General features: G+C 68.8%; 1 protein-coding gene. It reads left to right on the forward strand.

Features of this window, described 5'->3' with window-relative positions; genetic code table 11:
• The coding region (locus tag RGCCGE502_RS34375; protein WP_016558844.1) for an ATP-binding cassette domain-containing protein at nt 1-506 on the forward strand (506 nt) is incomplete at both ends.

The raw sequence follows: 506 nt of genomic DNA on the forward strand, positions 1-506 counted from the left end.
GCAGCCACCAGCGGCTGAACGAGACGCTGGCGGTGCTGAACGACAAGAGCGGCTATGTCGAGCTGCCGGCGCCGCATGAGAGCCTAACGGTCGACAACATCACGACGGTGGCGCCGACCAGCGGCGCGGTGCTTTTGAGCGAAGTCAGCTTCACGCTGAAGGCCGGCCAGGCGCTCGGCCTGATCGGTCCGTCAGGCGGCGGCAAGACGACGCTGGCGCGCTCGATCCTCGGCATCTGGCCGGTGCTGCGCGGCTCGGTTCGGGTCGACGGCGCCGATCTCAGCCAGTGGAACGAGGCCTTCTTCGGCGAGCATGTCGGCTACCTGCCGCAGGACGTGGCGCTGATGGAGGGGACGATTGCCGAGAACATCTCGCGCTTTGCCGAGGTGCCGGATGCGCGCAAGATCATCCGGGCGGCGAAGGCCGCCGACATCCACGAGCTGGTCGTGCACCTGCGCGACGGCTACCAGACCGAGCTCGGTCCGCACGGCACGGCGCTGTCGGCC

This window comes from Rhizobium grahamii CCGE 502 (assembly GCF_000298315.2).
Lineage (GTDB): Bacteria > Pseudomonadota > Alphaproteobacteria > Rhizobiales > Rhizobiaceae > Rhizobium > Rhizobium grahamii.